This is a genomic window from Streptomyces sp. MB09-02B (assembly GCF_033794485.1).
Lineage (GTDB): Bacteria > Actinomycetota > Actinomycetes > Streptomycetales > Streptomycetaceae > Streptomyces.
This window is the reverse complement of the sequence record NZ_JARGEE010000193.1, coordinates 1-17,338: the sequence shown is the minus strand read 5'-3', so window position 1 is coordinate 17,338 and position 17,338 is coordinate 1. Positions and strand designations below refer to the sequence as shown.

Annotated in this window: 15 protein-coding genes and 1 pseudogene; 10 read left to right on the top strand and 6 right to left on the bottom strand. The window is 69.9% G+C overall.

What is annotated here, in order from left to right; translation table 11 throughout:
- Positions 1 to 357 precede the first annotated feature (357 nt).
- Positions 358 to 1,224, top strand: a complete 867-nt coding sequence (locus P1P70_RS25045) for an alpha/beta hydrolase (RefSeq protein ID WP_319241460.1) — start codon at positions 358 to 360, stop codon at positions 1,222 to 1,224.
- Between the two features lie 221 nt (positions 1,225 to 1,445).
- Here the strand turns inward: P1P70_RS25045 and P1P70_RS25040 are convergent, their stop codons facing one another.
- Complete coding sequence (locus tag P1P70_RS25040; RefSeq protein WP_319241458.1) at positions 1,446 to 2,039, bottom strand: TetR/AcrR family transcriptional regulator; 594 nt, start codon at positions 2,037 to 2,039, stop codon at positions 1,446 to 1,448.
- 340 nt (positions 2,040 to 2,379) lie between these two features.
- On the opposite strand from P1P70_RS25040, the pseudogene P1P70_RS25035 reads away from it, so the two are divergent.
- Positions 2,380 to 2,469: pseudogene (locus P1P70_RS25035) on the top strand (fic family toxin-antitoxin system, toxin component); the annotation flags it as partial.
- 121 nt (positions 2,470 to 2,590) lie between these two features.
- Here P1P70_RS25035 and P1P70_RS25030 read toward each other — a convergent pair.
- Positions 2,591 to 3,853 carry a cellulase-like family protein gene (locus P1P70_RS25030; RefSeq protein ID WP_319241457.1) on the bottom strand — a complete coding sequence of 421 codons (1,263 nt, stop codon included), beginning with the start codon at positions 3,851 to 3,853 and terminating at the stop codon, positions 2,591 to 2,593.
- A 76-nt stretch (positions 3,854 to 3,929) separates the two neighbouring features.
- Here P1P70_RS25030 and P1P70_RS25025 point away from each other — a divergent pair, with 76 nt between their 5' ends.
- Positions 3,930 to 5,978 carry a glycoside hydrolase family 2 protein gene (locus tag P1P70_RS25025; RefSeq protein WP_319241455.1) on the top strand — a complete coding sequence of 683 codons (2,049 nt, stop codon included), beginning with the start codon at positions 3,930 to 3,932 and terminating at the stop codon, positions 5,976 to 5,978.
- A gap of 65 nt (positions 5,979 to 6,043) precedes the next feature.
- Here the strand turns inward: P1P70_RS25025 and P1P70_RS25020 are convergent, their stop codons facing one another.
- The 3 genes from P1P70_RS25020 to P1P70_RS25010 all read right to left on the bottom strand — a co-directional run bounded on the left by P1P70_RS25020 (position 6,044) and on the right by P1P70_RS25010 (position 9,289).
- The gene (locus tag P1P70_RS25020; RefSeq protein ID WP_319241452.1) at positions 6,044 to 6,973 is read right to left on the bottom strand and encodes a carbohydrate ABC transporter permease; all 930 of its coding nucleotides are present in this window, start codon (positions 6,971 to 6,973) and stop codon (positions 6,044 to 6,046) included.
- Entirely contained in the window at positions 6,970 to 7,881 is a 912-nt protein-coding gene (locus tag P1P70_RS25015; RefSeq protein ID WP_319241450.1) for a sugar ABC transporter permease, read from the bottom strand. The genes P1P70_RS25020 and P1P70_RS25015 overlap by 4 nt, the downstream gene beginning before the upstream one ends.
- A 64-nt stretch (positions 7,882 to 7,945) precedes the next feature.
- Positions 7,946 to 9,289, bottom strand: coding sequence for an ABC transporter substrate-binding protein (locus P1P70_RS25010; protein WP_319241448.1), 1,344 nt, complete (start codon positions 9,287 to 9,289; stop codon positions 7,946 to 7,948).
- Positions 9,290 to 9,458: 169 nt separating this feature from the next.
- Here P1P70_RS25010 and P1P70_RS25005 point away from each other — a divergent pair, with 169 nt between their 5' ends.
- The 6 genes from P1P70_RS25005 (at position 9,459) to P1P70_RS24980 (ending at position 14,703) form a co-directional block, all read left to right on the top strand.
- Positions 9,459 to 10,202: an SDR family NAD(P)-dependent oxidoreductase gene (locus tag P1P70_RS25005; protein ID WP_413471541.1), complete on the top strand. Its 744-nt coding sequence runs from the start codon at positions 9,459 to 9,461 to the stop codon at positions 10,200 to 10,202.
- A 55-nt stretch (positions 10,203 to 10,257) separates the two neighbouring features.
- Entirely contained in the window at positions 10,258 to 11,004 is a 747-nt protein-coding gene (locus P1P70_RS25000; protein WP_319241444.1) for a FadR/GntR family transcriptional regulator, read from the top strand.
- Entirely contained in the window at positions 11,001 to 12,146 is a 1,146-nt protein-coding gene (dgoD, locus tag P1P70_RS24995) for a galactonate dehydratase (RefSeq protein ID WP_319241443.1), read from the top strand. Before P1P70_RS25000 ends, dgoD begins: the two co-directional genes overlap by 4 nt.
- 47 nt (positions 12,147 to 12,193) lie before the next feature.
- Positions 12,194 to 12,814 carry a bifunctional 4-hydroxy-2-oxoglutarate aldolase/2-dehydro-3-deoxy-phosphogluconate aldolase gene (locus P1P70_RS24990; protein ID WP_319241464.1) on the top strand — a complete coding sequence of 207 codons (621 nt, stop codon included), beginning with the start codon at positions 12,194 to 12,196 and terminating at the stop codon, positions 12,812 to 12,814.
- 41 nt (positions 12,815 to 12,855) lie between these two features.
- On the top strand, positions 12,856 to 13,776 hold the full coding sequence (locus P1P70_RS24985; protein ID WP_319241462.1) for a sugar kinase: 921 nt from the start codon (positions 12,856 to 12,858) through the stop codon (positions 13,774 to 13,776).
- Positions 13,777 to 13,875: 99 nt separating this feature from the next.
- On the top strand, positions 13,876 to 14,703 hold the full coding sequence (locus P1P70_RS24980) for an SMP-30/gluconolactonase/LRE family protein (protein WP_319241441.1): 828 nt from the start codon (positions 13,876 to 13,878) through the stop codon (positions 14,701 to 14,703).
- Positions 14,704 to 14,902: 199 nt separating this feature from the next.
- On the opposite strand, the gene P1P70_RS24975 is transcribed toward P1P70_RS24980, so the two are convergent.
- Positions 14,903 to 15,733 carry a C45 family peptidase gene (locus P1P70_RS24975; protein ID WP_319241439.1) on the bottom strand — a complete coding sequence of 277 codons (831 nt, stop codon included), beginning with the start codon at positions 15,731 to 15,733 and terminating at the stop codon, positions 14,903 to 14,905.
- A gap of 474 nt (positions 15,734 to 16,207) precedes the next feature.
- Between P1P70_RS24975 and P1P70_RS24970 the strand changes: the two genes are divergently transcribed.
- Positions 16,208 to 17,338: serine/threonine-protein kinase (locus tag P1P70_RS24970; RefSeq protein WP_319241437.1), on the top strand; the 1,131-nt coding region annotated here is incomplete at its 3' end.

The following is a 17,338-nucleotide window of genomic DNA, read 5'->3' as shown; positions in this document are numbered from 1 at the left end:
GGGCTGGGGCGGTGTTGTCGTAGCCCACGTTGCGGACTCCGGTCCAGCCGCTCCCGCTCTGGCGGTGCGCTGTGCTGGTTTCCCCGACGCTCGACGGAACACGTGATTCCGCCGCTGTGCATCTCGTTCGCTCGCACACTTGCACCCTCTATTGGAGTATGGTCATACTTCAATAGTTGAGGTCGACGGGTTGCTGCAGGGACCCGATCCAGGGGATTCCCACTTCCTGGGCCTCCTCTGGCCGCCGGCTCCGGACTGCAGTCGCAGCCGGGAGACCTGGGAACCGCTCTGCGCCCATCTGCGAAGGAAGAAGAGGCCGGCGCACCCTGGCGATACCCCTCACCGAAGGGCACGACCGTGAACGCACGCGAAGCACGAGGCGACGTGGTGACGTCGTACCAGAACGCGGAGACCCGCACCGTCACCGCCGACGGAGTGACCTTCGCCTACCGCGAACTCGGTGCGCGGTCCGGTGTCCCGGTGGTCTTCCTCACCCACCTTGCCGCGGTCCTGGACAACTGGGACCCCCGTGTCGTCGACGGCATCGCCGCCAAGCACCGGGTGATCACGTTCGACAACAGGGGCGTGGGCGCGTCCAGCGGCGTGACGCCGAAGACCATCGAGGAGATGGCCAAGGACGCCGTCACCTTCATCCGGTCGCTCGGGCTCGAGCAGGTGGACGTCCTCAGCTTCTCGATGGGCGGCATGATCGCCCAGGTGATCGCACAGACCGATCCGCAGCTCATCCGCAGGCTGATCCTCGCGGGCACCGGTCCGGCCGGTGGCGAGGGCATCAAGGACGTGACCCGGATCGCCCACTTCGACACCCTCCGGGCACTGCTCACCTTTCAGGATGTGAAGCAGTTCCTCTTCTTCACCCGCACCGCGAACGGGCGGCGGGCCGGCAAGGAGTTCCTGGCCCGTCTGAAGGAGCGCAGTCAGGACCGGGACAAGGTGATCTCCCTCGCCTCCTACTTCTCCCAGCTCACGGCCATCCACCGCTGGGGGCTGGCACGGCCGCAGGATCTGTCCGTCATCCAGCAGCCCGTGCTCGTCGCCAACGGTGACCACGACAGGATGGTTCCGACGTCGAACTCGGCCGACATGGCCCGGCGACTGCCGAACGCCCAGCTGGTGATCTACCCCGACGGCGGCCACGGCGGCATCTTCCAGTACCACGAGCAGTTCGTGCCGAGGGTCCTCGAGTTCTTCGGCCGGCCGTAGGGCTGAAGTGCGGTCCGCGTACGTGCTGGTGACGCTGGGTCAGAGCCGTGACGCGCAATGGGTGTCACGGCTCTGACACCTGTTCGACGTAACTGACCTGCTCGTTGCTCGCCCGTACGGTGCCGAGGTGCTTGTCATGCAGGGTGGCGATGCGGGCCCCCGCTCACGCTGACGGGGGAAACGCGGGTGCACGGCACCGGCCCCTGGCCCTTGCCCAGTGGTCACCCAGCCGGTGTCGACCGGCACCGCGCGAAGGCGAGCGCGTTCTCGATCCCCTGATCGAGGACCTCGTCGGAGAACTTCCGGTCGGAGAGCGCGCGGGACAGCTGCAACGTTCCCACCACCATGGTGAAGAGGCCGACGGCCTGACCGCGGGCGGACTGCGGATCCTCGGGTGCCAGGCGGGCGGCGAGCTCGTCCAGGATGGCCCTGGCGCCGTCGGTGTAGGCATCCTTGGCCCCGTCACCGCAGCGGCCGATCTCGTCGAGCAGGGCTGCGGACGGACAACCGTCGCCGGGGTTGTCCCGGTGCTCGGGCGACAGATACGCGCGGATGAGATCCTCGAGGCCCTCGCGGCCGGGCCGCAGCGTGTCGTACTGCTTCACCAGCGTGCGCAGCTGCTCGGCGACGACGTGGGCGACGAGGTCGTCCTTGGACTCGAAGTGGGCGTAGAACGCTCCGTTGGTGAGTCCGGCGTCCGACATCAGCGTGGAGATGCCGGAGCCGTCGATGCCGTCCCGCTTGAACCGGTGGCCGGCCCGCTCGATGATCCGCTGCCGCGTCACCTGCTTGTGCTCTTTGGTGTAGCGCGCCACAGGGTTTCTCCCTCAAATCCGCCGGGCCGTTGCCTCGTGTCCGAGCCTAATCTATGGTCTGATGTATGTAATATTACGATCGACAGGTTATTTCGCGACCGGTCTGCCGCCCCATTGCCTTCAGTCAGGGATGGGCCGAGTCACCGCCGTACCCGGCACATCCGGCGACAGCTCAGGTGCCTGCGCCCACGCACGAAGCTCGTTGATCAGACAACTGCCCTGCTTGCCGCGCTGAAAGAGTGCCGCGCCGTGTCCGGCAGTGAGTCGAGGCTCTCAACGCCCGCTGTGGCATGGGTGATCCGTGCCGCAGCAGGAGCGAGGTCGGGCAGCCTTGTCTGTTGCCATCGCCCTGAAGGACCTGCTCCTTGACCCCGCCTGCACCGCGGGGGAGATCGCCGCCCTGCTGCGGACCTGGCCCACCACCACCTGACGCCAGCAGGTCGGCCCTACCTCCAGGGTCGGGCAGGCGCCTGAGGATTGTCGTCATGCTCCCGGTCATCGTGTCGGGACGACTCGACGTCTGCGTTCCGGGCCGCTGCGCGGGGGCGTGATCAGGCCGCGGTGATACGGGCGTTGACCCGCCGCATCCAGTCCTGGTCGGTGTGCCACATGGGGTGGTGCGGGGCCGCGTTGGAGGTCAGGACGACGCCGCGGAAACCCGCGGCGAGGCAGCGGTCGACGACGAACTCGGCGATGTCCTTTCCGACGGCGTCCTCCTCGAAGCGCGTCAGCAGCGGGGTGTAGCCCACGACGCCTTCTCCGAGCACGGCGGGGATGCTGCGGACGCGGGCGAACTCGGCGACGGCGTCGACCCACCCGGCCAGCGTCTCGCGCATGGCCTGCCGGTGCGCCGGATAGTTCTCGTAGAGCCACAGGTCCCAGCGGTCGGGGTCGACCCAGTCGTGGGCGTAGAACAGTTCGCGCGGGATTCCGGTGGCGGCCAGTCGCCAGGACTCGTCCGGCTGGTAGTCGGCGAAGGCGGGCGCGTCGGGGCGCAGCATGGCGGCCAGTGCGGGGGTGGGCCAGTCGGCCGTCTCGGGTGCCGCTTCGGTGCCGTGGCCGAGTCCGACCGCCTCGTACAGGGCGCCGAGCACGCCGTAGACGTAGAAGTGGAAGTGCGCGATCTGTGCCCCCTCCGGCAGGTCGTCGATCTCGCTCGGCCAGGGCTCGCCCAGGGAGTAGGTGACGGGGATGGCGGGGTGCCGGGCCCGCAGCAGCTTCACGGCACGGTCGAGAGGGCCGCGCAGATAGGCGTAGTGGGTGACGCCGTCGCGCGGCACCAGGGAGCAGTTGTCGACCTCGTTGTGCACCTCGACGTAGGCGACCTGGTCGGCCAGTCCGCGCTCGGTGAGGAAGTCGAGGAGTCCGGCGAGCGCTTCGGCCACCGCCTCGGCACGGTCCGGGCCGGGCACCTCGGCCAAGGCGCGGTGCCAGGCGTCGGTGTCGGCGAAGCTGGGGGACTGCTGGTACTCCCAGGAGGACACGATCACCTTGCAGTCGTGGCGGGCGGCGGCCTCGAACAGCTCGACGAGCCGTCGGCGGCCGTCCAGCGGATAGCCGCCGCGCACGTCGTACCAGCGGGTGCGCTGTCCGAACTCCTCGCCCAGGCCGCGGACCTGGATGGACTCCGGGTCCGGGACGCGTCCGGAGAACAGCAGGAAGGGCATGGCGCAGACGCGCACGGTGTCGAAGCCCCGGTCCACGGTCTCGGCGAAGGCGCGGTCGAGGTCGGCGAAGGGCTCGCCGGGTCCTGCCTGTGTGTACCAGCTGAAGTCCCACAGGGTGATGGCCATCGGTCGCTGCTGTGTGGTCATGAGGGCACGGTAGCTCAATTCATTAATTATGAATAATGCTTGACAGGGGTGGTGGGACTGCTCAGGCTCATGTGCCATGACCGAATCCATCCACCCGTCCCGGCGTACCGTCGTCACAGGCCTCGGCGCGGCCGCCGTCGTCGCCCTGCCGGCCTGGCCGGAGACGGCGCGTGCGGCAGACGGCACGGCCGCGGCGGCCGCGAACGGCCCGGTGCTAGACACCCACCCCGCCACGGAGCCCTCCGGAACCCATGTGCGCGAGGTCGGCGGTACCAACGTCGTCTTCCAGTACGGCACGGTGCTCCCCGCGTTCGACGGCTGGCGCACCCATGAGCCCACACGCGACTACCTGTCCCTGGACAAGCGGTGGCGCTTCCGCTTCGACCCGGCCGACCAGGGGCTCGACGAGGGCTGGCAGTCCCCGCGCCACGACGACCGGGCCTGGGACCGCATCGACGTCCCGGCGGCCTGGGACCTGCTGGACACGCCCGGCTTCGGCTCTGAGACCGCACCCTTCGGCCGGGGCACGGCGTTCGCCGACGGGTACGCCTGGTACCGCACCACCGTGGCTGTGCCGGCGTCCTGGCGGGCCCGCCACGTACGCATCGCCTTCCTGGCCGCCGGCTACAGCGCCGAGGTCTGGCTCGACGGCAAGCACCTCGGCAAGCACGAGGGTGCCAACTCGCCGTTCGCGCTTCCGGTGGGAGGGGCGCTGCGGCCGGGAACCCGCCAGACGCTCGCCGTGCGGGTCTTCCGCCGCGCGAGCTACACCGACTACACGGCCGCGACGCCGCAGCCGGTCACCGACGACCACGAGCTGCCGTACAAGCCCGTCGACTACTGGCCCTACGCGGGTCTCACCCGGTCGGCGTGGATCGAGGCGGTCCCGCGGGTCACCATCGCCAAACTGCTCGTGGCCGCCACGAACGGGCGCCTGGAGGCACACGCGGTCGTCGAGAACCACGGCGCCTCCGACTTCGACGGTCGGCTCACCCTGGACCCCGGCCGGGGGAGCGGCGGTCGGCCCACCGTGGTCGCGGCCAGGATCGCCGCCCGGTCGGCGGGCGTCGTACGGGTCGTGGTCCGCATACCCGGCGCGCCACGCTGGAGCCCGGCCGCGCCGCACACGCTCACCGCCCGCGCCACCCTGACCGCCGGGAGGCATGGAGGTCCACGGGTGGACACGTTGTCGACCACGTACGGCGTACGCGAACTGGCCGTAGCCGACGCCCAGTTGCGCCTGAACGGCAAACCGCTGTTCCTCAAGGGCCTCAACTGGCACGAGGAGACGGCCGCCCACGGCAGGGCGATGACGCCGGCCGAGTACGACCGGGAACTCGGACACATCACGGCGGTGGGCGCCAACTTCATCCGCAACTGCGTCTACAACCGTCACCCCTACGTCTACGACTGGGCGGACGAGCGCGGCGTCCTGGTGATGGACGACATCGACACCATGTGGCTCAACACCCCCCAGGAGAAGCTCCAGACCGAGCGCTACGGCCTCGCCCGCGCCCTGGCCCTGACCATGGCGTGGAACCAGCACAACCGCCCGTCGGTGATCCTCTGGTGCCTGCAGAACGAGTCGGAGATCGACGCCGGCGGCGCTCTGGTCTACCGGGCCTGGCTCGCCGACCTGAAGGCGGCCGTGAAGTCCGTCGACCTCACCGCCCGCCCGGTGACCTGGGCCTCCAACACCAGCAACGACCCCGCGTTCGACCTCGCCGACGTGATCGGGTTCAACGAGTACTTCGGCTACTTCTACGGCAAGGACGCCGACCTCGGCCCCACGCTGGACGCGGTGCACGCCAAGTATCCCGACAAGCCGATCCTGATCACCGAGAACGGCACCTGGTCCATAGCCGGCACCCACGGTCCCGCGACCACGCAGGGCACGGAGGAGTGGCAGGCGGCGAGCTTCACCGCCCACTGGGCGCAGGTGACGGCGCGGAGCGACTTCGTCGCAGGCTTCACCTACTGGGTGCTCAAGGACTACAAGCAGCGGGCCGGATACAACCAGGCCTACAACGGCATCTCGGTGATGGGTCTGTTCACCTTCGCCGAGGAACGGCCCAAGCTTGTTTACGACATGTTCCGCAAGGCGGTGAACCCCAGGGACAGATGACCCCTGACGTGGAAGGGCAGAGGGGGAGGGACGGACCGACCCTCCCCCTCTGCCCTTCCTGTGGGTCAGGCCTTGACGCTGCCCTCGGTCAGACCGCTGCGCCAGAAGCGCTGCAGGGCGACCATGGCGATCATCAGCGGGACGACGGAGACGAAGGCGCCTCCCACGGTCAGCTGGTAGAGCTGAGGCTGGCGGTCGGCGAAGGACTGCCATGACGTCAGACCGAGGGTGATGGGGTAGAGCGTGGAGTCGGACAGCATGACCAGCGGCAGGAAGTAGTTGTTCCAGATGCCCACGAACTGGAAGAGGAAGATCGTCACCAGGGCGGGGGTCATGATGCGCAGGGCGACGACCGTGAAGATGCGGAACTCTCCCGCGCCGTCGATGCGGGCCGCCTCCAACAACTCGTCCGGTATCGATGCCGCCGCGTAGATCCGGCACAGGTACACGCCGAACGGACTGACGAAGCTCGGCAGCAGGACGGCCCAGTAGGTGCTGGCCAGGCCCGCCTCGCTGAACAGCAGGTACATGGGCAGCGCGAGCGCCGTGGCGGGGATCAGGACGCCGCCCAGCACGATGTTGAAGAGCGTGTCGCGCCCGGCGAAGGAGAACTTCGCCAGCGCGTAGCCGGACATCGCGGCCAGCAGCGTCGCCACGCCCGCGCCGACCCCCGCGTACAGCAGGCTGTTGGCGGCCCAGCGCAGGTAGATCGCGTCGTCGTAGGTGAGCACCTCGTGCAGGTTGCTCAGGAACTGCGGTTGGGAGAACCACAGCCCGAAGGTGCCGAACAGGTCGCCGGTGGACTTGGTGGACGCCACGACCAGCCAGTACACCGGGAGCAGGAAGTACCCGGCGGCTGCCACGAGCAGGCCGGTGACGAGGATACGGCTGCGCGTGGTGACCCCGGTGATGTCGCCGCGCGGCGTCGGGCCGTCGTCGGAGGCCGGCCTCTCACCGCTCGGCGGGACGGTGCGGGCCGCTGTCTGGAGACTCACGTGTCCCCGCCTCTCTTGTTGACCAGCCGCAGGAACCCGAAGGAGAGCACGAACGCGGCGAGGGCGAGCAGGACCGCCTCGGCGGCGGCGAGGTGGTAGTTGTCGTTGGTGAACGCCTCGTTGTAGGCGCTGAGGTTGGGGGTGTAGGCGCTGTCGATGCTCGACGAGACGGGCTTGAGTACCAGGGGTTCCGCGAACAGTTGCAGCGTGCCGATGATGGTGAAGACCGTGGTGAGGATCAGCGCCGGGCGCAGCAGCGGCAGCTTGACGTGCCGGACCGTCATCCAGGCACTGGCGCCGTCGATGCGGGCGGCCTCGTACAACTCCGTGGGGATGGTGCGCAACTGGGCGACGAGGACCAGGACGTTGTAGCCGGCGAACTCCCAGGTGACGATGTTCGCGATGGACCACAGGACCGTGTCTCCGCCCAGCAGGTCCACCGATATGCCCAGGTGGCGCATGCCGTCCACGAGAGGGCTGACTCCCGGAACGTACAGGAAGCCCCACAGGATGGACGCGATGACCCCCGGAACGCCGTAGGGCAGGAAGTAGGCGGCGCGGAAGAACCGCACGCCTCTGGCCGAGGCACTGTCCAGCAGCAGCGCGAGCCCGGCGGCCAGTACGACCATCACCGGCACCTGGACGACGGCGAACAGCAGGACGCGACCGATGCTGCGCACGAAGGCGTCGTCGGACAACGCGTCCGAGTAGTTGCTCAGTCCGACGAAGACGGTACGGCTGGCGCCGAGCCCCAGCGGCCCGGTGCGTTCGACATCCATGACGCTCTGGAAGACGGCGTAGCCGATGGGGGCGGCGAAGGTCAGCAGGAACAGCAGGAGGAAGGGCGCGACGAAGGCGACGGGCGCCAGATTTCTGCGGCGGCGGGGTGCTCGGGTGCGGGTGGGCATCAGGGTGCTTTCTGGAGTCCGGAGGGGAGGGCGGCGGCGGCCGCGTCACGCCCTCCGGAGGCGGTCACTGGCCGGTGGAAACCTTCAGACCCTTCCTCTTCAGGTCCTCGACGGTCTGCTTCTGCGCCTGCTGGACCGCGGAGACGAACGAGCCCTTGCCCGCCACGGCGGCCTGGAAGCCGTCGTTGAGGTGCTGGTAGGTGGCGTCGATCGTCGGAATCCACTTCCACGAGGTGTCGATGTTCTTGTCCGCCTCCGCGAAGACCTCGTTGTATTTTTGGCCTCCGAAAAACGCCGACGGCTTGTCCAGCGAGGAGCCCCTGTACGCGTCGGCCCCCGCGGGCCAGCCGTATCCGCCCTGCAGGAGCAGGTCGACGCTCGCGGGGTCGGTGTTGAGCCACTCGGCGAACTTCAGGGCCTCGGGGATGTGCCCCGCGCCCTTGAGGACGGCCGTGGAGGAACCACCCCAGTTCGCGGACACGTTCGCGCCCCTGGTCCACTGCGGCATGGGCGCCACGGCCCATTTGCCGCTGGTCTTGGGGGCGTTTCCGCTGATGATGGCGTCGCCCCACTGGGCGCTGACCCATGAGGTGATGGCGCCGGACTGCAGGTCCTTGTACCAGCCGTTGGCGAAGTCGGGCTCGGTCTTGATCAGTTTCTTGGTGCGCAGTTCGTCCCAGTAGGCGGCGACCTTGAGGGTCTCCGGGGAGGCGATGTTCACCGACCAGGTGTCGCCGTCGACGCCGAACCACTTGGCGCCGGCCTGCCAGGCGAGTGCGGTGAACCAGGCCGAGTTGCCGGGCGGGAAGGTGCCGATGTAGGCCTTCGGGTCGGACCTGCGGATCTTCTCCGCCGCCCGGGCGTACTCGTCCCACGTCTCGGGCGGAGCGATGCCCCACTTCTTGAACAGGTCGGAGCGGTAGAACAGGCCCATCGGACCGGACGCCTGGGGGATCGCGTAGACGGCCGAGCCGAAGACTCCCTGCTGCCACTGCCAGTCCACGAACTTCGACTTGTCCTTGTCCGCGCCGTACTCGGACAGGTTCACCAGGCCGTTCTCCAGCAGGAACGAGGGGATCTCCTGGTACTCCACCTGGGCCAGGTCGGGCGCGTTGCCGCTCTTGAGGGCGGCGCGCGTCTTCGCGTAGCCGCCGCTGCTGCCTGCCGGGATCTTCTCCAGTTTGACGTGGATGTCCGGGTGGGTGGCGTTCCACTTGTCGACGGCCTTGTCGACGCCGGGAACCCACGACCAGAAGCGCAGGTCGACCTTCTCGCCGGGCTTGGCGGGTGCCTGCGCCTTGTCCTGCGTATCGCTCGAATCACTGCAGGCGGAGATGACCAGGGAGAGGGCGACAAGGGTCGTGGCGAGTGCGCCCCGGCTTCTGCGGCGGGGTGTGGTGCGGCTCATGGGAGGAGGTCCTTCCTGGCTTCGTCCCGGAGGTGCCTGGTGCGTGCCGGTCAGTCTCGGAGTGGCATCGCCACGCCGTCAAGATATATTCATAATTAATTGAAACAGCTATGGTGGGGCGCACAGGCAGGAGCGAGGGGAGACGCACGTGACGACGGAATGCCGCAGGATGACGGGGCGCGTGGCCGTGATCACCGGGGCGGCGCACGGCATCGGCGCGGCCACGGCACGCCGGCTCGCGGCCGAAGGAGCGGTGGTCGTGGTCACGGACGTGGAGGTCGCGGCCGGCAAGGCCGTCGCGGCGGAGATCGCGGACAGCGGGGGACGCGCCGAGTTCGTGCACTGCGACGTGACCTCGGCCGCCGACTGGCAGTACCTGGCCCGCCACGTCGACGAGCACCACGGCCGGCTGGACGTGCTGCACAGCAACGCCTACGCCCAGCTCAACAAGCCCGCCCACGAACTGAGCGAGGCCGAGTGGGACGGTCAGATGGCGGTGCTGCTCAAACCGGCCTGGCGCGCGATGAAGACGTTCGCTGCCATGCTGCGCGAGGCGAAGGGTTCCGTCGTCCTCACCTCGTCGGTGCACGCGGTCTTGGGCCTGCCGGGCCATGCCGCCTACGCCGCCGCGAAGGGCGCACTGTGCTCACTGGGGCGGCAGTTGGCCGTCGAGTACGGTCCCGACATCCGGGTCAACACCGTGCTGCCCGGACCCATCCTGACCGCCGCCTGGGACGGGATCCCGGAGCCCGACCGGGCGCGCAGCGTCGCGGCCACGGCGGCCGGGCGGTTCGGGCAGCCGGAGGAGGTGGCAGCGGCCGTCGCCTTCCTGGCATCGTCGGACGCCTCCTATGTGACCGGCGCCAGCCTGCTGGTCGATGGAGGATGGAGCGTCATGAAGGAGTCCTCGTGAGCGTCGCACACCGTGCGGTGGGCCGGGCACAAGGACCGATACGGAAACGGAGAACGTGGTGACCCATCCCCCCAAGGGGCTGCACGCGCAGGCGGTGGAGGAGCTGGGCCGGCGCATCATCCGGGGCGACTACCCCCCGGGCTCCGTCGTCGACCCGGTCAAGTTCGAGACGGAACTCGGCGTCAGCAAGACCGTCGTGCGCGAGGCACTGCGCGTCCTGGCGGCCAAGGGCCTGCTGGAGTCGAAGCAGAAACGCGGCACGACCATCCGGCCGCGCGCCGACTGGAACCTGCTCGACAGCGACCTGCTGCGCTGGCAGGGCAGCAGCGCCCCCACCGACGGCTTCCTGGAGGACCTCGCCGAGGTCCGCGCGATCGTCGAACCCGCCGGAGCCCGGCTCGCCGCGGCCCGCCGTACCCCCGCCGACCTGGACACGCTGCGGCAGGCACTCGACGCGATGGCAGCGGCCGGGACGGACGCGGACGCGATGGTCGAGGCTGACCTCGCCTTCCACCGCGCCCTGCTGGACGCCGCCCACAACGAACTGCTCAGCCGCATGGAAGTCGTCATCGAGGCCGGTCTGCGCGTACGCGACCGGATCGTGCACGGCGCCCGGCACTTCTCCGACTCCATCCCCGTGCACCAGGAACTGCTCGACGCGGTCGAGGCGGGTGATCCGGACGCGGCGGTGGCCGCCGTCGAGTCACTGCTCGCGCAGGCGTCCCACGACCTGGCCGCCGTACAGGCCCAGCAGGACCACGACGGCCTCGCGACCGACCCGCTCCCCGAGGAAACTCCTTGAAGATAACCGCACTTGAGACCTTCCTGGTCGCTCCGCGCTGGCTGTTCCTCCGCGTCGCCACCGACGAGGGAGTCACCGGCTGGGGCGAGCCCGTGATCGAGGGCCGCGCCGAGACCGTACGCGCCGCGGTCCATGAACTGGCCGACTACCTCGTCGGCCGGGACCCGCTGCGCATCGAGGACCACTGGCAGGTGCTCACCAAGGGCGGTTTCTACCGTGGCGGCCCCATCCTCTCCAGCGCCGTCGCCGGCATCGACCAGGCCCTGTGGGACATCGCCGGCAAGTCCTACGGTGTCCCCGTGCACCGCCTCCTCGGCGGCCCCGTCCGCGACCGCGTCCGGATGTACGCCTGGATCGGCGGAGACCGTCCCGGCGAGGTCGCGGAGCTGGCCGAGGAGCAGATGAATGCGGGCTTCACCGCCGTGAAGATGAACGGCTCGGCCGAACTCGCCCCGATCGACACCCCGGCACGCACCGCCGAGGTCGTCGCCCGCGTAGCGGCCGTCCGTGAAGTGCTGGGCGACGAGCGGGACATCGCCGTCGACTTCCACGGCCGGGCCTCCACCGCCATGTCACGCCGCCTGCTGCCCCAACTGGAGCCGCTGCACCCGCTGTTCGTCGAGGAACCCGTCGCACCGGAACACTCGGGCCACCTGCGCAGCCTGGTGGAGTCCACGAGTGTCCCGCTCGCCACCGGCGAACGCCTGTACTCCCGCTGGGACTTCCGCGAGGTCATGGCCAGCGGCATCGCCGTCGCCCAGCCCGACCTCTCGCACGCCGGCGGCATCTCCGAGGTCCGCCGCATCGCCGCCATGGCCGAGACGTACGACGTCACCCTGGCCCCGCACTGCCCCCTCGGCCCGATCGCTCTGGCCGCGAGCCTCCAGATCGCCTTCTCCGTACCGAACTTCCTCATCCAGGAACAGAGCCTGGGCATCCACTACAACCAGCGGTGCGACCTGCTGGAGTACGTGATGGACCCCGAACCCTTCCGCTTCCAGGACGGATACGCCGTCGCCGCCTCCCGTCCCGGCCTCGGCGTCGACATCGACGAGAAGGCCGTACGCCGCGCCGCCGAGACCGGACACCGCTGGCGCAACCCCGTATGGCGGGGAGCGGACGGAGCGTTCACCGAATGGTGAGCACCCTCAAGCACGCACATCCCGAACCCGAGGAGAGCCCGCTCCCCATGAACCTGGTGGAATCCCTCCGTGGCCACCGCCTGCTGGCGATCGTGCGGGGCAAGGACCCCGCCGCGGCCCTGCGCACCGTACGCACCCTCACCGAGGAGGGCGTCGCGGCCATCGAGGTCTCCCTGACCACGGCCGACGCCCTGACCGTCATCAGGCAGGCCCGCGCCGAACTCGGCCCCGACGCGCTCCTCGGCGCCGGAACCGTGCGCTCGGCGGCGGACGCGGCCCGCGCCGTGGACGCCGGTGCGTCGTACCTCGTCACTCCGGCACTGGTCGACGGGCTGGAGCCCTACGGCGTACCCGTGCTGATGGGCGCCCTGACGCCGACCGAGATCGAACTCGCCCTCGCACGAGGCGCCGCCGCGATCAAACTCTTTCCGGGCACTCTGGGCGGCCCCGGTTATCTGCGGGCCCTGCGCGACCCCTTCCCCGAGGTGCCCTTCGTGCCCGTCGGTGGAGTGGACGCGCAGGCGGCCGGCGAGTATCTGGACCGGGGCGCCGTCGCCGTAGGCGTCGGCTCACCCCTCGTCGGGGACGCGGCCGACGGCGGCGACCTCGATCGACTCCGGCACCGTGTGGCCGAGTTCCGCAAGGTCGTCGCCGGGGGGAGGACGTGACGGGATCGATTCCACCCGAGGTCGTGACCTTCGGGGAGACGATGGCGGCGCTCAGGGCTCCGGGCGCGCTGCGGCTCGGCGGCAGCCTCGGCCTGTCCGTGGCGGGCGCCGAGTCCAACGTCGCGATCGGCCTCGCCCGGCTCGGCCACCGGGTGCGCTGGGCCGGCCGGGTCGGTGCGGACGAACTCGGCGCGCTCGTCCTGCGCACCCTGCGCGCCGAGGGCGTCGACATCGACCACGCGGGCACCGACGACACCGGCCGCCCCACGGGACTGCTGCTCACCGAACTCCGCCTGGGCACGCTCACGCGCGTCAGCTACTACCGCGCCGGTTCCGCCGGTTCGGCCGTCACACCGGCCGACGTCCTGCCCGCACTGGCCCCCGAAACCCGCGTCCTGCACCTGACCGGCATCACACCGGCGCTGAGCCCGTCGGCGGCCGAGGCGGTCCTGGCCGCCGCCACCGCAGCACGCGACGCCGGCGTCACCGTATGCCTCGACGTCAACTACCGCTCCCGGCTGTGGACCGCCGACCGCGCCCGCACCGCGCTCCGGCCGCTGCTGGCCCGCACCGACCTGCTCGTCGCCTCCGAGGACGAACTGCCGCTGGTGCTGGAACGATCCGGCGTGGACGAACCGGAGGCCGTGCGCAGCGTTCTGGCGGAAGGGGTCAAAGAGGTCGTCGTCAAGCGTGGCGCGAGCGGCGCGACCGCCTTCACCGCGGACGGGGCGACCGACCGCGCGGCGATACAGGTCGGCGCCGTCGATCTGGTCGGCGCGGGCGACGCCTTCGTGGCCGGATACCTGTCCGGACTCCTCGACGGCGCGGACATCCCGGCCCGGCTGCACCGAGCCGTCACCACCGCGGCCTTCACCGTGGCCACCCGGGGCGACTGGGAGGGCCTTCCCACACGGGACGAACTCGGCCTGCTCGACCAGCCCGACGGCACCACCATCCGCTGACCCAGGAGAGGGACATGACATCAACGGCACCGTCGGCGGCGCTCGTCGTGGAGGGAGCGTACGAACTCGCCGAGGGCGGCCGCTGGTTCGGGCCGGTACGTGTACGTCGACATCCTCAGCGGACGGCTCTTCGAACTGCGTGACGACCGTGACGACCGTGCCGACCGTGACGACCGCGACGACACCGGGCCGACCGAACTCGCCCGTCTCGACGTACCGTTGGGCGCCGTCGCGCCGGTGTACGGCCGGCCGGACACCTGGATCGCCGCCGCGGGCACCGGCATCGCGCTGCTCACCCCCGGCGGCACCCTGGAATGGCTGGACCGCCCCGAGGACCGCACCCCGGTCCCCAGCCGGATGAACGACGGCGTCGCCGACCCCGCGGGGCGCTTCTGGGCCGGCAGCATGGCCTACGACGGCACCCCCGGGGCGGGCTCCCTCTACCGCACGGACCCCGACGGCACGGTGGTCCGCGTCCTCGACGGCCCGACCATCGCCAACGGCCCGGCGTTCACCGCCGACGGCACCACCATGTACCTCGCCGACACGGCCGTCGGCACCGTCCTGCGCTGCCGGGTCGACCCCGTCTCGGGCGACCTCACCGGCGCCCCGGAAACCTTCGCCCGACTGCGTGACGGCGAAGGCAGCCCCGACGGAATGACCGTCGACGAGGAGGGTTGTCTGTGGGTCGCGCTGTGGGGCGCCGGGGCGGTCCGCCGCTACGATCCCGACGGCCGCCTGCTCCACACGCTGACTGTCCCCGCCCCGCACCCCACCTCGGTCTGCCTGCACCCCGACGACAACCGCCTCTTCGTCACCACGGCCCGGTACGGGGTGCGGAACCCGACAGCGACCTCCGGCGCGGTACTCGGCATCCCCGTACCGATCAGGGGAACGGCAGCCTGCTCCTGGCACGGCCGCCTATGAGACGCAGGCTTGCGTCGAAGAGCCTGCTGTCTGCGCCGGTACTCATAGGTCACGCCTGTACGGGACATCGATTTTTGGTCGTGGACCCCCTCCTCTCTCCTCTGCGCCCCGCTTCACTGTGGCGAAGTCGGCCGGTACCGATCGGGCTCGGTACCGCGCGATCTCGTCGGCTCAAGGCCGCGAATACCCCTCAGCCGGCTCAACCGATGGCCACGGCGCGGGACCCCGGAGCGAAGCCATCGAAGGACTGTTCCCAGGACTCACCCGGCCAGTAGTAAGTCACACGGCCCTCGGCCGGCCGGTACCGGGCGGTGTAGACCGTTCCCAAACCCTCGTCGTACGCGGATTGATACAGCGGCGGCTTCAGCATCGCCGCCACGTCCGCCCCCGCTGCTCGAACAGCCTCCAGCCGCTCCTGGGTCCGGGAGAACTGCTCCTGCTCGTCCGGTACCGGCAAGTGCTGGTGGTTGGCAGCGCAGGCGTCCGTTGCCTCAGTCATTGCGATGTCCGGTCCCACGAACACCGTCACTGCCTGCTCGGAGTCGACAAGGGTGACGTTCTGCGGGATCGCGATCGGTATGGACCGCAGCCTGCCGACTGCCTCGTCAACGGTGTCACACGTCTCCAACAGGTAGCGCAGGACGATGAGAATGGCGAAGCCGGGTCCATGGACGAAGCGCCCACCGAAGGTGAGTGACACCGCGAGCCCGGCGTCGTTCATCCCGTCCAGCAAGCCCCAGGCGGCATCCTGCATACCGATCACCGGTCGGAGAAAGTGGGAGGAGACGATGGTGCCCTCACACTCGTCGGGGCTGAAGTCGTAGTTGCGCAGCAGGGTGCCGCTGCCGCCGATCTGGGTACAGCCCGAGAAGAACGGTCGCAGCGCCGCGAGGGTGAGGAAGGTTTCCCCCTCGGGCCGGTCGAGCTGACCAGCGAGGCGGTCGAGAACGGGAACCAGCTCCGGCATGTGCGCCTCGAACAGCTTCCGAGCACGGTCCGCACCCTCTGACGTCCGGCTCTCCTCGGTCATCCACTCCTCCGCGAGCGGCCACAGGGCCTGTGTATGGGCGGCCCATCGCCCGTCGCTTCCGTCGCCGACCTCGATGGCCCGGAAGGTCTTCTGCTGTTGGCTCATGCTGCCGCTCCATGTGGATGTCGAGTCAGATGACGGCAACCTAGCTAATTTCGCCGGTAATTCACCAGATCAGGCGTGATGGCGGGAGACAGCCGAGGCGCTCGGGGATCGTGTCGAACGGCATGTCACGGTGCTTGCTGTGGGACCGCCCACCCACACGGTGACGGCAGCGCATGGTGCCACGTCTCGCACGATGTCGTCGGCAGAGGCCTTTTCCGGCGCCGGCGCATTCGACATCCACGCGAGGACGGCGCACGCAGAGCATGGCGCACCGCAACCGCAGTGGCCGAAAATGTGTCTCTCATCGCGCGGCGCGGCGATTCGCCGGAGAGGTGGGGCTTCGACGCACGGCGGCCTTGGGGGGCTGGAATGAACACATGGACATTGCCCGGATACACCGAGTCCTTCGAACTCGGGTCGGGGGCGAGCGGGCGGGTGGTCCTCGCCGTGCACGAGGAGACCGGCGTGCCGGTGGCCGTCAAGTACCTCAGCGAGTCCCTGCGCACCCGGCCGGGCTTCGTACGCGACTTCCGCACCGAGGCCCGGCTGCTCGGCGGGCTGGAGAGCCCCTTCGTCACCGAGCTGTACGAGTACGTGGAGGGCCCGGACGGCGCCGCCATCGTGATGGAGCTGGTGGACGGTCTCTCGCTGCGTGCGGTGCTGAAGCAGGGGGATCCGCTCGGCCCCGAGGCCGCGCTCGTCATCCTCAAGGGATCACTGCTCGGACTGGCGGACGCGCACCGCGTCGGTGTCGTCCACCGCGACTACAAGCCGGAGAACGTCCTCGTCGCGCCGGACGGAACCTCCAAGCTGGTCGACTTCGGCATCGCGGTGGACGCGGGCACCAGCGCGGGTGTGGCCGGAACCCCCTCCTACATGGCCCCGGAACAGTGGACCGGAGCGCCCGCCTCTCCCGCCGCCGACGTGTACGCGGCCTCCGCCACCTTCTTCGAATGCCTGACGGGCCACAAGCCGTACCGCGGCGACAACCTCGCGGCGCTCGCGTTGCAGCACGTCGACGCACCCGTTCCCGCCGACGAGGTGCCGGAGGCTGTGCGGGAGCTGGTGCGCCGGGGTCTGGCGAAGGATCCGGCGGAACGGCCCGCGCAGGCCGAGGCGTTCGTCAGGGAACTGGAGGCGGCCGCCCTCGCGGGCTACGGGCCCGTGTGGGAGGAACGCGGCCGTGGCCGGCTCGCCGCGCTGGTGGCCCTGCTGCCGTTGCTGTTGCCCTCGGCCCGCAGCGCCCCTCGAACCACCACGGACACCGCTTGCACGGTCCTGCACCAGGAACCGGGCCGCGGCGCCCAGGCATGGCTGCCCGGCCGTTCCGGCATGCTCGTCTCCGGTGCCGCGCTGCTCCTCGGAGCGGTCCTCACCTTCGGACTTCAGCACACCCCCGGAGACGACACCGGTGAGGTGGCCCAGGCCCTTGCCACCACCAGCGCCGATGCGAGTGCGGACACGGCGGCGCCGCCGTGTCCGCACTCGCATCGGCGCTGG